Genomic DNA, 13,960 nt, shown 5'->3' with positions numbered 1-13,960 from the left:
ATTTGTAAAAAATATAAGTATGGGAGTTGGAACTAATTTAAAGAAATTAAGAACAAATAAAACGAAGTTTTCTCAACAGGAAGTTGCGGATATGCTTGGTTTGGACAGAAGCACTTATATCAATTGGGAAAATGAAACTTCTGATGTAAAATCGCAATATATCCCAAAGTTAGCTGAAATTTTTAACGTGGAAATTAGAGATTTGTTTGAGGAAGAAAAAACATTTCAAATTTCCAATAGCACTTTTAACGATTCAGCAGGTGTAATTGTTTTTAATCTCTCCGACAGAAAAATAGCTGAAAAATTAAGTTTGCAAATTGAAGAACTTATTAGAACGATCAAAAAATAGTTGATTAATACTTAACAGCTTCAGAAATTTCTATCGGATTATTATTTTCTCTAATATATTTTTGAGCTTTTAATGCCATTCTGTCAAAATCAGGAGGCGGCTGATGTTCTCCTGTCTTCTCATCTATCATGTATATAATTTGTTTTTCTTTCATTCTCTTAAATGGATTACTATAATTGCTTAAATAAACTCTTTGTAACTGTTTTTTAGTTATGAAAATAGGTTTATTATCAACCCACACTTTTTGATTAATCAATTTATTTAAATCTTCTTTTGTATTTTTAATCTTAGATAATTTAAAAATATATTGTCTTTTTGTATCTGAAAGTTCTATTATAGCTCCCGGTAAACCATTAAAAATATACGGTCCAAACGTGATTGGATATTTTGTAGAAAACCAAGCTTCCCAATCCCTCCCTTTATATTGCAAAGTAGCAAGTTGACATTCAATATTATTGATATTTTTCGTTTGAGATTTAAGTTGCCAATTTAACACATCAAAATTCTCATTTATAACATATAGATTTTGATCAATAAGAGAAAATGAACTGATAATATTCGCTTTTTTAACTTTCATAAATTCTACATCATCATCCATTAGATACTGAGGATCTTCAAAATTATTACTTTTGATAGAATCTTTTAACAATACTTCCTCAGAGCAAAAAATATAGTTTTGTTTTTCTGTCCAAAGAACCATATTTCGCTTTTCAACATTTTTTGCAATAGTATCTTTTATTAGCTCCAGATTATAATATAACTTATAACTCTGAGATTTCACAAAAGAAAAATTTAAAGTTATTAAAATTACAGAAATAAAATATTTATTCATTTTTTCTTATTTAGTTAAAGAAACTGTTGCTGATTAGCAACAGCTTCAAAAAATTCAATTAGCAAGCTCCCATTGCAGTATAAGTTTTGCAATGATAACCAGATGGAGGATTTTTACAAGTGCCACTTCCACCTCCTACATAATCACCAGCATTTCCTTGTAAATTGTTTCTTTCATACACCCAACAATTTCCCGCATCAGCAGTTAAAGGATCTTTTTCTAGACCCTGCCCTCCTTTCAAGTCTTTTAGTTCCACTCGAGACAATTTTCTAATTTTTTTCATAATTTGTTCTTTATATATTTAACTCAACAAACCTATGAATTATTCTTCGATAAACAGTCGTGAAAACCCAACAAAAAAAGTCGGACAATTCCAACATTTAACAAATATAAGTAATTCAAATTCAAAACATTAACCTAATCATTCTTTAAGCTTAAATTTTTAAAAACAAACTGTTATTTTAGTTGAAAAAATATTTTAAAAAATTTATTTCTTTTCTTCCATCTGTTTTCTATAATAAAACATCGGAACAATCAAAAGTAAAATCAAAGGCTGGATTACGAATCTTCTCATGTAAAAAGAAAATAAATAACCAATTTCAAATTTATTATAAATACAATACAGATAAATAGGGAAAGTAATGGCAAAAATAATCGTAATCAATATAGCTCCCTGAAGTGTCCATTCCTTATTTTTAAATATAGAATGAATAATAATACCCGAGAAAAATAAATTCAGGATAAATCGAAAAAGATGTCCAATAATTAATTTTCCCCATTCAAAAGACGGAAAAGGGAGATTTTTATTCGCTTCATGAAAATAATTGAGAAAGGGATCATAGAAAATCTTATCTTCAAGCGCTCTCACACTGATAAGCCCAACAATTCCCAATATTACTAAAAACCAACTAAGAATTTTCATTTTTCAAAGCAAAAAATTTAATCCAAATTAGCCAAAGCAGAACTACGGTTCCATAAATTACAGCCGGAAAGATATAATCATGAGCCATTTTTCCGTATTCTTTATAATCTGTCATTACGATATTCAAACCTATGATTCGGAGCAGATTCATAATATACAATACCATAAGCCCGATACATGCAAATACAAAAGTTTTAGCACCTTTATAAAATGCAAAAACAAAGGCCACAAAAAGAATCATCACAGAAATGGCATTACAGCCTTCTACCATTCTGGTTGCATAGTTTTGTTTTACATAAAACCAAACCTGTTCTTTTTTTACGTCATTATAAAGCTGTGTCGGAAAATTAAAAAAATTCTGGAGTGAGGTTACCTGCTCAGCAATCATTTTTGAAAAAGGATCCAACCCAAGTTTTTGAAAAGAATTAAGGTAAAACTGATAGCCAAAAAGCAACACCAAATAAATGATGATGAATCGTAACAAAATTCCTAAAACGGGCTTAAAGTCCTTTAGCATAATGCAAATATAGAAATTAGCCCGTAAATTACTATATTTGTTTCCTACTATGATTTCCGAATACGCACAACGATTTTTTGAAAATTATACCGGTAAAAAGTCATCTGAATTTACAACATTAGCTCAGAGCGGTTCCTCGAGAGTAAATTTTTTGGCTAAAACCGAAAATAAGAAGTATATTATTACTTACAATGAAAATATCCGGGAGAATGAAAGTTTCATTTATTACTCAGGAATTTTTTCAGGCTTAGCCCTCAATACGCCTACAATTTTCGCTATTTCCGAGGACAGAAAAATGTATGTTCAGGAATTTTTAGGAAAAAATACTTTTTCAGAGATTATTTCAAAAGAAGGCTTATCCGACAATGTAAAATCTTTAGCAAAACAAACTTTAGAAAAACTTTTCAGGCTTCAAACTGAAACTCACGACAAAATAGACTTCACTAAAACTTTCGAATATGAAAGCTATGATGAACTTCCTGTAATACATGATTTGTATTATTTTAAAAATTTCGTCGCAGATGTTCTTGAGCTTGACTATCATAAATCTACACTTTTGAAAGAATTTAAGAAAATCGTAGATCTCATCGAAAGCCTTGAACCAAAAGGGATCATGATACGTGATTTTCAGGCTAGAAATATTATGGTCAATGAAAACAATAATGTTTCGTTTATTGATTATCAGTCCGCGATGAAAGGGCCGTTGATGTATGATGTGATTTCTTTTTTATTTCAGGCTAAAGCCAATTTTCCTGAAAATTTTAAAAATAAAATGCTTGATTTCTATATTAACCAGTTTGAAAATGAAGAAATCAGGAATCAACTAAAAAGCTCGGTTAAGCCAATTCAGTTGATGAGATTTTTACAGGTGTTGGGTGCTTACGGTTTCAGAGGATTGATTCAGAGGAAACAACATTTTATTTCAAGCATAGAAAAAGGAATCGAAAATATCACAGGATTTGCAAAAACGTGGGAAAATATGAAAGATTATCCTGAACTGCAACAAGTGATACAGCAGCTAAGTTTGGAGAAAACAAAATTGAAAATTGATGATATTTTAAACCATTAAGATTTGTTTAAGAAGTTAAGGTTAATGGTTCAGATAAATAATTATAAATAAGAAAATGCTACACATCGATATACACAGTTTTTCGTACAAAAAAGGAGGAATTCCAAAAGATGAATCAGGAAACGGAGGAGGATTCACTTTCGACTGCAGAGGAATTCTAAATCCTGGAAGAGTCGAAGAATATAAAATCCAGACAGGAAACGACATCGGCGTTCAGGAATATTTGGAAACAAAAACCGAAATGCCAAAGTTTTTGGAATTGGTAAAAAGCATTGTTTGTATTAACATTGATAATTATTTGGAAAGAGGTTTCGAAAATCTTCAAATCAATTTCGGGTGCACCGGGGGACAACACAGATCAGTTTATTCAGCTATAAAAATCGCTCATTTTATTGAAGAAAAATATGGCGAAAAAGTTGAAATCAGTCTTCATCACGACGAACAACATCAACTTAATCATAAATCATGATTGATAAGTAATATTTTAACTCCGTTAATTATTATTTATACATTTCAAAATCACTCATTATCTATAATATATGAAGGCTCTTATTTTTGCAGCAGGAAAAGGAACAAGGTTAAAACCTTTCACAGATCGTCATCCGAAAGCCTTGGCTACGGTAAACGGAGTTCCGCTTTTGGAAAGAAATATTAAATATCTTAAAAGCTTTGGTATAAAAGATTTTGTGATAAATATTCATCATTTTGGACATCAAATAGTTGATTTTTTAAAACAAAACAACAACTTCGACTGTAATATCGAAATCTCTGATGAAACTAATGAACTGCTGGAAACAGGAGGCGGTTTGATTTTTGCAAGAAGATTTCTTGATCATGGAGAAGATTTTCTGATTATGAACGCGGATATTTTAACAGAGATAAATATCAATGCTCTTGTAGAATACCACAAAAAGATAAAAGATTTTGCTACTTTAGCTGTTTCAGATAGAGAGAGTTCCAGAAAATTATTTTTTAATGATGATCTGGTTTTAAGAGGTTGGCTGAATGTACAGACGGGAGAACAAAGACTTGCTGAGTTTAATAAAGGCTTCAAAGCATTGGCTTTTAGCGGCGTACACTGCATCAACCCTTCTATCTTTGACAAAATAAAAAGAAAAGGTAAATTTTCCGTTATGGAAGAATACCTGGATTTAATGCAAACCGAACATATTCATGGTTTTGTACATGACAGCATCTTGATAGATGTCGGAAGACCGGAATCTATAATAGAAGCCGAAAAACATTTTAAATAATTTTTGCAATGGGAATCGAAGGAACCAGGGATGAAAGTTTAGTAAATCCTGAACTTGATATTAACGAAACAAAACTCCAAAACAGTTTAAGGCAAAAAAACTGGGACGAAACTATTACCAAAGACAGCTGGATGGTTTTCAAAGTAATGGCCGAATTTGTAGATGGCTACGAAAAACTGGCTAAAATCGGACCTTGTGTTTCTATTTTTGGTTCTGCCAGGTTGAGACCCGAAAGCAAATATTATGAAATGGCAGTAGAAATTGCCGAAAAAATAACAAAAATCGGGTTCGGTATCATCACAGGCGGCGGCCCCGGAATCATGGAAGCCGGAAATAAAGGAGCTTTTAATGCCCAGGGAAAATCTATTGGTTTGAATATTGATTTGCCTTTTGAACAGCATTTTAACCCTTACATCAATAAGTCTTATTCGATGAATTTTGATTACTTCTTCGTGAGAAAAGTAATGTTTGTGAAATACTCCCAGGGTTTTATTGTAATGCCCGGCGGATTTGGGACATTAGATGAGTTTACGGAAGCACTGACATTGATTCAGACTAACAAAATCGGAAGATTTCCAATTGTTTTGGTGGGTTCTGAATTTTGGGGAGGTTTATTAGATTGGTTCAAATCAACTTTACTAAAAGAAGGAATGATTGCTGAACATGACCTGGATCTTTATAGAGTTGTAGATACTGCGGATGAAGCCGTAGCACACATTAAAGCATTTTATGACAAATATTCTGTGAATGTGAACTTTTAATTGGCATATTATTTGTGACTTATAATTAGCAAAACATGATTGTAAATTTATTAATTAAGATGAAAAAACTTTTATATATATCAGGAATATTAACATTTTTTATGTTAATGAGTTTTATGTATGTAGATTTTTTCTCTTCGATGACTAAAGTAGATTATATTGATGGAAGTAAGACATTGAAGTTTACCACAAAAATGAACACAGGTCATATTTCAGATGCCATTAAAATAAACCCAAATACAGCAGGATTTGAAGCAGAAGTAAAGAGATATGTAAATAATAACTTTGACGTGTATGTTAACGGTTCTCCCAAAACGATTACCTTCACAGGTAGCCAGGTAAGCGGAGAGACAGTTTGGGTATATTTTGAAACAGGAGGTGTTTCAGATATCAGTACCCTGAAAATAAAAAATACGATCCTTCTAAGCGCTTTTCCTAAGCAGATTAACCTCGTAAATATCGCTTATAAAGGAAGTCAGAAAACAATGAATTTCCAGAGAGGAAAAGAAGTAAATGAAGTTTCTTTTTAAACAAGTTTACATTTGAATAGATAATCCCTGTTTCAGTTTTTGATGCAGGGATTTTTTATGTAGGAAGAAAGTAAGATGACTGTGACAATTTGTGGATAGATTTTCAATTTCTGCATTGATGACTTTTCAAAACCCCCGTTTAATTAATGCATATAACTTGATACAGCAACACAGCTGGCGAAAGCTCTGGAAGTTTCTTTGGATATCTTGTAGATCCTAAAGGTGTTTAGGGAAAAAATATTGTTTCTAAAATCCTTGACATCCAAAAACCAAAAGAGAACGACAGACAACACGTCTTCGCTCTTCTTGATGCATTCCTAAAACAAACTAAACTGCAAAGCATTATGTAAAATAAAGCCACTCAGTGAGTGGCTTGTTTATTAGTTATTTTTCTACATAAAATAGTCCTTGAAGACTTTCTGTAGTATATAATTTAATTCCCTCTTCTTCACAAATTTTTGTATCCGCAAACATATAACAACGTATTACATAAGGAGTGGTGCTTCTATTTGTTAAAGGATTTTTATCATTATCTCTTGGATGATATAAATTTAATTCCAAATTATATGATTTTCCAACCTCAATTTTTTTGTATTTATCAATCCTTATATCAGCTTCCCTACCTGAAACAATTTTGTATTTCTCGCCATCTTTCTTACAATAAATAATATAATAAGAATTAAGACTTTCTATTTTGTAAATTTTATATCCTTCCTGCCTTTTATTATCAATTGATTTGCAAGAAATACATAGGACAACTGATAGTATTAAAATTATATATTTCATAAATTATCTTTGTTTAGGTACTGTATGGAAAGGAGTCGTGTCATTATTTGTCCTATAAATTAATTTAACCGGTTGAAAATTAGAATCTCCTCTATATACTTCTTTTCCTTGTGCGTTATAGAAATGTTCATTAATATTTCCTCCTTGATTTACCGCACCATCGTGTGCTATTCTGTATACACTAGACGGATTACTTGCGTCATCATTATTTGCAGTAGATCGAACACCAGTATTGCCATTAGCTTGCGCTATTCTGGCTCCTCTGTAAGATTCTGTAACTTCATGTAATATTGCTTGTCCTGGATTTCCGTTTGCTTTAGATAAATTTCCCAACGCATCAGTATTAACCTCCTGATTAGTCACTATTTTTTGTCCTGGTGACCCAGCTAAAGAACCATCTACAGGCGAATTACTACTCTTATTTCCTCCAAAAAAGCCTAATAATGGACCTTCTCCACCAGAAGTAAAATCATTATCTGTAGCAGAAACGTTTACTATAACACTACTATCTGTTGTTGCAGAAAGTAATTCAGACGATCCTTGTGAAAGAGTAGCCCCCTCAACTTGTGTTGCCGTTACTTTACCATTAGAATCCATACTCAAATTTAATTGACCTTGTACAGATGCCTGTAATTGTTGAAGAGCCTCTTGAGATTTATTTCCTGTAATAATAACATCTTCATTCGACATTCCATCCGGATCAATAAAACGTATCGGATTATTGATAGCATAGTTATAAGGTGTAAACCTTCTATTAATTTCAGCCAACGGATCAACCACTCCCCACCGTCCAATATCCGGCATATACATCCTTGCCCCATAATCATACATTCCCGTCTCCTGCAGCTCCTTCCCATTATACTTATAATTAAAATAACTTCCCAGCTGTGCGTAACCTGTTCCGCCTATGTGGTTTAACCCGAATGGATAATAATTATTGGTATCCGTGGTTTCCAGAACGCCTTCGCTGTTTTTTCCAAAACTTACCCTTGCATTTCCCAGGTGGTCTCTGTACTGGTAAATATAACGGTTTTCCGTGAAACTGTAAAATCCTTCTGCTGTAGGTACAAAATCAAGGTCCCATTGCGGGATGGTGGGCAGGGGATCAAATGTTTTGAAAGCCTGCTGCTCGAAAGCAACTTCTGTTTTACACCACAAACACGTAGAGGATTCACGATAAGTATATTGAAAACCATCCAGGTAATCTGTTATGTTTTTTGTTACAGGAGAACCTTTTCCGCCTCCGCTGCTGTATGTTTTGCGAAGTTTTGTGCCGTCTGCACGGTAAAGATATTCCAGACTGAAACCCGAAGCAGTACCCAGCGGATTAAGCTGAGTAATGGACAGCGCTTCAGGCAGATTCAGGTAATTGTAAGCAATGCTCTGGATACCTTTATCCTTCATATTTATCATATTCCCGTTCAGATCATAGTCAATCAGATTATTTCCGCCTTCATATCCTGTATCATTCAAAGAATTTTCAATGATTCTGTCCAAACGGTTTCCTGTATATTGATATACCAAATCATCCACCAATGTTGAGGTAGTTCCGAACACTGGGAAAGCATTTCTTTTTAAGGTTGTAATGTTTCCGTTGATATCATAGCTCAGATTTTCATTAAAGTGGTTGTTATAGGGAGTTGAGGAAAGAGGCTCGGTATAGACGGCGTCCTGCAGCCTGTTGAGACCGTCATATCCGTACGTATATCTCTTTAGCACATCTTCGGTAGAATTTCTCCAGTCTACTTCAGCAATATTCCCGTTGAATCGCCCGGAAGCAATATTGGAATAAACAGGATTATTATATTTTATTTCATACCCGAACAATTTTCCGTTAAGGTTCGCAGGGTCATTAATTTTGGTCATCCACCCGCGGATATTGTACTGATAATCTATACTTTGAAGCGGCGAAGCGCTGTTGGTGCCCCCGACTTTCTTGGTTTTCAACTGAGAAAGCTCGTTGTATTCATTTTGAGCCAAAATCTCCTCAGTATTGTTGTCTACCTGGTGTTTGTGGGTCAGTAATCTGTTTTGGCTGTCATAGCCGAAAGTCTCTGTGATGATTCTTTCAGGGTCTGTATCAAGCCTTTTATGATAGGTTTTCGTGTTTTGAACTACCCCCGCAAAATCAAGCCTGGATTCTGTTTTCGTATATCCACCCAGATGATTGATGGAATATGAACCAACCGCTCTTCCACGGGTGTCGTAATACGTGTAATTCTTCGTCCAGTTATCATCTTCGATATTCTTCACAAGACTCATCACAGGAAGGCTTTTGGTGCTTACCCCTTGCGCATCGGGAGTATCCGTCAACAACGGCTGTCCCTGAATACTTGTCGGGAAAGCGGGATTGAAGCTGTAATTGGGATAGGTATCGTAATAATTGACACTCAACACCTGTATTATGGAAGTAGGATAAGCATTATTTCCATAATAAATATCCATTCCGCCTTTATTAAAACCTGTCAGGTTTCTTTCTTCTGTTAATGGATTTCCTATCCCGGCATTATAATCAGCAGCATCCTGAACATCTTTTCTGGAATAGGTGGCTCCTATGCCTGCAATTCCCGTATAAATGACACGTGAAAATTTATCATACCTTGTGAATAACCAGTCACCCGAAGGCTTCATATTGGCATCCTGAGTCATAATAAGCCGGTCTGCCTTGTCATACACCATGTATTCCCAGCCTTTCCCCGGAAGCTTTTTCTCTACCAAACGGTTCCTGCCGTCATATTTATATTGATAACAAAGGTTGTTTAATGCCGTATCATCGGTTGCCCCTGAAACAGAAGCCAAAGGCGGAATGACATAAGCCAATTGATTGTAATCATTGTAAACATAATACGTGTCTGCATTTTCTGTCCCGTTTACTTTTCGAACCAGTAATACCTGTCCCTGGCCGTTTTTAAACTCAATGGTCTTGTTGCCGTCTTCATCGGTTACCGTATTTTTATACAATTGCCCTGCCCCGTAAGAACCCGATAGAGTAATTCCGGATGTAAAAGCTGAATAATTAAACGTGGCAGCATATTTTTTTACCTCACCATCAATATTGGCTTCATAATCAAACTTCACAGGCTTGCCTGACCACTCATTCCCCACCTGAATCTGCTGCTCAAGCCTGTCTAAAGGAGAGTTTTCAAGTACTTTTTCAGCATAAATCTTTTCTGAACCATACACCGAAGAAGCATTCCCCAGCGGATTGCCAATAATGGCTCCGTTCAACGTTTGAGATTGGGGAACAGGTAAATAATCCTTCACCTGTCTGCCAAATCCGTCATATTCGATAGGCGTCACAACATCTTTTCCTCCGGGAGAAGCTTTGATGCCGACAACCTGCTTCGGCCTTCCTAAACCATCGAAATACTGTACCGTTTCTGTGGTTTTCGTGGCGGTGGTGCCGTTATAATCAAGATAGGTTTTTGAATATACATAGTTTTCTGTCGGACTTAATTGCCCATGAGCCAAGCCCGTGACTAGTAAAGCAGCGATTCGAATTAATATATTTTTCATCAGTTATTAGTGTTTATAGTTGTACTTGAATTCTTTTAACAGTTTCCCTGTCTGGCTGCCTTCTCTGATTTCCATTAACCTGTTAGCAGTATCATACAAGTAAACTTCCCGGATTCCAGACGGGGAAGTGATGCTTCGAACGCCAATCAAAGGGTCGTAAGTGTAGGTCGTTACCTGGTAATTCGACAGATTATTCCTAAAATTATCCAATGCTGATAACAATACGGTCTCATCGGTATTCACCGCTGCTGAAGCATCGGTATCTGATGCGGTGATTATAGCAGATGCTAAGCCCTGAATCTGTGTATAGGTGGCTCCCTCTACCTTCGCAATAGGCTGGGTATTATTGTACCCCCAAACAATTGACACTGGAACTCCGGCTTTTGTCGTGTACTGCTCCAGGTTGCCTCTGGTATCATACTTATCATAAGTGATTTCGGTAGATGCTGTATTTTGTAAATCATAGGTTTTTACAGATAAGGGCAATACCAAGTTTCCGGACTGGGAAGTGGGAACTGTAGTAGGATAAATCGTTTCTGTTCTTCCTATTGTCTTTGTGCCAGCACCCATAGTCTGGGTCGTAAGTGTTTCCAATGGAATACCTATCATGTTTTTGTCAATCAGAAGCTGATTGCCCTTCTCAGGAGCGTAGCTGTAAGAGGTCTCAATTAATGTGCCCTCTGGTGAAAGAGTTGATTGCTTTGTCAATTGATAATGTTGACTATTTCCAAAAACAGTATTTGATTTCGTTTCAAATATTTGATTATCCACATATTCCTTTGAAATGGATTCAATTAATTTGGAAAACCCATAATAATTTTGATAAAAAGTATATGAAATATTAGGGATTGGTCCATCGTGAGGATTATAAAGGTAACCAGAGTTTAATGCAAAATTTTGCTTAAAAATAAAAGACGTTATTGAGTTTTGCACAAAACTATAAGTATTATCTATAGTTTTAAAAATTGTAAAATTATTATTTTTAAAACCGTACTGTTTCTCGTTTTGAAGCAAACCCCTTTTTACTTGACCACTATTGCTATGTGGAGCATCCAAGATTGGAGGATCATATAAATAGGCATTTGCATCATCTTCATATAGATAGTTTCTTTCAAAGGCTGTATGTCCTTCAACTAGTTCTGTTATTGAATTATAGAATATTTTATTAGATCTGTCATTAAAATCACTAATAATATTATCTTTATAAAATCGATATACTGGAATTGAAGTTACTGATATTGATTCACCACCCTGATTATTAGGGTTACATTCTAAAGCACAATTTCTTTTTGTTGTTAAATAATCAAATAACTTTAGAGAAGATGCATTAGTAATACTCGTTTTCTGGGACGCAAGATCTTGTAATTTATTATAGTAAAACCAACGTATGTCAGAACCGTTCTGAGTATTATTATTTTCAATTTTTTTCACCCTACTTCCTCCATAATGAGTTAATACATCTTGAGTTTCATAGCGAGAATTATAACTTAAGGACACAGCCCCATCTATTCTTCCTAAATAAGACGTTACAGAGTACTGTACTTGATACTGATGTCCAGATACAGTATTAACTGGGCAGCCAAGATCACTTGGAAGGCCTGTTAGGCACAAATCTTTATTTGCTACAATACTCTCATAATATTTTGAATTTTTGCTCCTAACAACCGTACCAGTTGTTAAATCTTTAATTTGTATTCCATGTATCTCATGAAGATCATCTGGTTCTCCACAATTAGAATAATCTGTTGAAGCGTATGCTGCATAATTAATAGGAGAACCATTAGATATAAACGTAAATGACTTACTTACCGTTTTAGCTCCTACACAGGGTCTTGAAACTTCTAAACCAGAGCTTTCAACTTTTTCGACTTGTTTAGGTATTATTGAACTATTTGATTCATAAGTTATTTCTGAATATCCACCAGTAGGATAATATATTCTTTTCAAATTTCCAAGATAGGTTTTTGTTGGATCTACTTCTTTATTAGCAGAAGCATAACCGTTAGCCTTAGTGTAAATATAATTAGGAACTTGACCTGATATATCTGCAAAAGGTGTTTGATTCATTTTACCATTCGAATATCCATAAAAATCTGTCGCGAGACTAAATCTTGCAGGAATATTTTCTTTTGAATAATATTCGAACTTATATTTTTGGTTGGAAACAATATCTATAATATTATTTAAGAAATGACGATTAACAGTACTTTGCTCATTTAAAGGTAACCCATAGTATGTGACAGCAGGGCCTGCATTTACATCATCATAACTTAATTGAAAGTTTTTTATGATTTGGTTATTTTTTTTTGAAAGAACAGCAATTGAGGTAAGAAGCTTCCCATCACCATTAATATAATCTTTTCTTTGTTTATTATAGCCAAAATTAATTGTTGTAATATTATCATCAATACTTGATAATCTTGGTTTTAACGCAATCATTGTTGTTTTATTTTTTGTAATACCACTATTTTCATAGGTATTAGGAACACAACAACTTTCGGAAACACTAAAAGAAGCTCCCACAGATGTATAATAGCTGATTTGCTCTACAGAATAGTCAAAGTTAATAATATCATTTTTATTGGTAATAACTTTAGATAAATACCACCCAGAAGTATAATATTTATCAGGTCCTTTATAATCAATTCTAGATCTTTCCAAAAATTTTTCATCACCTCCAAAATAATATCTATTTCCTTGATTGTCATAAAGTACAAATTCTAAATTTTTCCCGTATTGGGTTACTATTGTAGTTTTATCATTTATTGTCAGCTTTGAGCCATCTCCACCATTGTAATGTACATTCAGATTTTTATCAATATAAAATTGACCTGAAAGACCATTGGAAAGTGAAAAATTAAACCAATCATATTCGGTATCTATAGAATTATCAGGATGAGCGGCTGTTTTAATAGTATTTGCATCTGCATTAATATCTATAGTCTCTGGAAACCAAACTGATGAGGACATTTCATCTTGCTCATCTCTTACAACTCTGGAAATAGCTCCCCCTGCAACCAATTGCCAAGACATTCCTAAGTTACTTCCTATATCATCTACTTTAATTCCGCTATTATATCCTAAATTTATCGGTATATTAATACCAGAATTTATATTATATATGGGTAAAGTATAAGTAAATTCCCCCGAAGGAGAGTTGTTGAAGTCTAAATTGTACGTACTAATTTTATAAGTTTCTAAAGAGGGTGGCTTAATATCTGGTAATGATTTATCAATATTGTTTTGTGCTCTAAAATCATTTGTTGCAGTAATAATGATTAGCAACATGACTGATAAAAATATTTTTTTCATAATTGTATTTATTTCTTAATCACTTTGGCATTTGCTGTTTTATTCTCCTCCGTTTTAATGGTCACCAGGTAAGCCCCCTGAATCAAAGCCTGCGTATTAATCTTGGTCACCTT

At 34.0% G+C, this 13,960-nt stretch carries 13 protein-coding genes; 6 read left to right on the top strand and 7 right to left on the bottom strand.

All coding sequences use genetic code 11. From position 1 onward, the window contains the following. Positions 1 to 19 precede the first annotated feature (19 nt). Positions 20 to 349 (top strand): helix-turn-helix transcriptional regulator, encoded by a 330-nt coding sequence (locus ACM39_RS18400; RefSeq protein WP_048512515.1) that lies wholly within the window; start codon positions 20 to 22, stop codon positions 347 to 349. 4 nt (positions 350 to 353) lie between these two features. Here ACM39_RS18400 and ACM39_RS18395 read toward each other — a convergent pair whose 3' ends face one another. The 4 genes from ACM39_RS18395 to xrtF all read right to left on the bottom strand — a co-directional run bounded on the left by ACM39_RS18395 (position 354) and on the right by xrtF (position 2,620). Then, positions 354 to 1,181, bottom strand: coding sequence for a GLPGLI family protein (locus ACM39_RS18395; protein WP_048512514.1), 828 nt, complete (start codon positions 1,179 to 1,181; stop codon positions 354 to 356). Between the two features lie 58 nt (positions 1,182 to 1,239). Further along, on the bottom strand, positions 1,240 to 1,437 hold the full coding sequence (locus ACM39_RS18390; RefSeq protein WP_131701495.1) for a hypothetical protein: 198 nt from the start codon (positions 1,435 to 1,437) through the stop codon (positions 1,240 to 1,242). A 231-nt stretch (positions 1,438 to 1,668) separates the two neighbouring features. After that, entirely contained in the window at positions 1,669 to 2,103 is a 435-nt protein-coding gene (locus ACM39_RS18385; RefSeq protein WP_048512512.1) for an exosortase F system-associated membrane protein, read from the bottom strand. Next, on the bottom strand, positions 2,090 to 2,620 hold the full coding sequence (gene xrtF / locus ACM39_RS18380; RefSeq protein ID WP_048512511.1) for an exosortase family protein XrtF: 531 nt from the start codon (positions 2,618 to 2,620) through the stop codon (positions 2,090 to 2,092). The genes ACM39_RS18385 and xrtF overlap by 14 nt, the downstream gene beginning before the upstream one ends. Before the next feature lie 49 nt (positions 2,621 to 2,669). On the opposite strand from xrtF, the gene ACM39_RS18375 reads away from it, so the two are divergent. The 5 genes from ACM39_RS18375 (at position 2,670) to ACM39_RS18355 (ending at position 6,233) form a co-directional block, all read left to right on the top strand. Beyond that, complete coding sequence (locus tag ACM39_RS18375) at positions 2,670 to 3,689, top strand: aminoglycoside phosphotransferase family protein (protein WP_048512510.1); 1,020 nt, start codon at positions 2,670 to 2,672, stop codon at positions 3,687 to 3,689. A gap of 55 nt (positions 3,690 to 3,744) precedes the next feature. Next, entirely contained in the window at positions 3,745 to 4,158 is a 414-nt protein-coding gene (locus tag ACM39_RS18370) for an RNase adapter RapZ (RefSeq protein ID WP_082140652.1), read from the top strand. A gap of 70 nt (positions 4,159 to 4,228) precedes the next feature. Continuing rightward, on the top strand, positions 4,229 to 4,942 hold the full coding sequence (locus ACM39_RS18365) for an NDP-sugar synthase (protein ID WP_048512508.1): 714 nt from the start codon (positions 4,229 to 4,231) through the stop codon (positions 4,940 to 4,942). 8 nt (positions 4,943 to 4,950) lie between these two features. Next, entirely contained in the window at positions 4,951 to 5,703 is a 753-nt protein-coding gene (locus tag ACM39_RS18360) for a TIGR00730 family Rossman fold protein (protein ID WP_048512507.1), read from the top strand. A 59-nt stretch (positions 5,704 to 5,762) separates the two neighbouring features. Beyond that, entirely contained in the window at positions 5,763 to 6,233 is a 471-nt protein-coding gene (locus ACM39_RS18355) for a DUF6702 family protein (RefSeq protein ID WP_228377151.1), read from the top strand. 384 nt (positions 6,234 to 6,617) lie between these two features. On the opposite strand, the gene ACM39_RS18350 is transcribed toward ACM39_RS18355, so the two are convergent. The 3 genes from ACM39_RS18350 to ACM39_RS18340 are packed head-to-tail and all read right to left on the bottom strand — an operon-like array spanning position 6,618 to position 13,847. Then, entirely contained in the window at positions 6,618 to 7,019 is a 402-nt protein-coding gene (locus ACM39_RS18350; RefSeq protein WP_048512505.1) for a hypothetical protein, read from the bottom strand. 3 nt (positions 7,020 to 7,022) lie between these two features. Beyond that, positions 7,023 to 10,535 (bottom strand): DUF6443 domain-containing protein, encoded by a 3,513-nt coding sequence (locus ACM39_RS18345; protein ID WP_082140651.1) that lies wholly within the window; start codon positions 10,533 to 10,535, stop codon positions 7,023 to 7,025. 6 nt (positions 10,536 to 10,541) lie between these two features. After that, positions 10,542 to 13,847: a hypothetical protein gene (locus ACM39_RS18340; protein ID WP_131701494.1), complete on the bottom strand. Its 3,306-nt coding sequence runs from the start codon at positions 13,845 to 13,847 to the stop codon at positions 10,542 to 10,544. Positions 13,848 to 13,960: the final 113 nt, after the last annotated feature.

Origin of the sequence: Chryseobacterium sp. FH2 (assembly GCF_001045455.1) — a bacterium.
Classification (GTDB): Bacteria; Bacteroidota; Bacteroidia; order Flavobacteriales; family Weeksellaceae; genus Chryseobacterium.
The sequence above is the reverse complement of the archived record's forward strand: the minus strand, read 5'-3'. Positions and strand labels throughout refer to the sequence as shown.